Origin of the sequence: Bradyrhizobium sp. CCBAU 11386 (assembly GCF_028128955.1) — a bacterium.
Classification (GTDB): Bacteria; Pseudomonadota; Alphaproteobacteria; order Rhizobiales; family Xanthobacteraceae; genus Bradyrhizobium.
Genome location: NZ_LBKA01000016.1, coordinates 15,792 through 16,228 on the forward strand (window position 1 = coordinate 15,792; position 437 = coordinate 16,228).

The window sequence follows — 437 nt, forward strand, 5'->3', positions numbered from 1 at the left end:
TTGATCCGAAGAGCGGGCGGTACCGTCGTCCCCGCCTGTTCGTGATGACGCTACGCTACTCGCGGCGCAGCTTCCGGCGGGTAGTCTGGAAGTCCAGCCAACAAGTCTGGGCGCAGCTCCACGAAGAGGCGTTCCGGTATTTTGGCGGGGTCCCCAGCTATGTCGTGCTCGACAACCTGAAGGAAGGCGTCCTCAAGCCGGATTTGTACGAGCCCCAGCTCAACCCGATTTACAGCGCGATGCTGGCTCATTACGCCGTGGTCGCCGATCCCGCGCGCGTGGCCGATCCAAATCGGAAAGGATGCGTCGAGAATGCGATTCAACATACCCAGGGCACTGCGCTGGCCGGACGGCGCTTCGAGACGCTGGAGGCGCAAAACGAGTTCTTGAGGCACTGGGAGGAGAACTGGGCTTCCAAACGCATCCACGGCAGCACG

At 62.0% G+C, this 437-nt stretch carries 1 protein-coding gene; it reads left to right on the forward strand.

The window, feature by feature from the left end; genetic code table 11:
- Positions 1–437: DDE-type integrase/transposase/recombinase (locus XI09_RS04650; protein ID WP_271565830.1), on the forward strand; the 437-nt coding region annotated here is incomplete at both ends.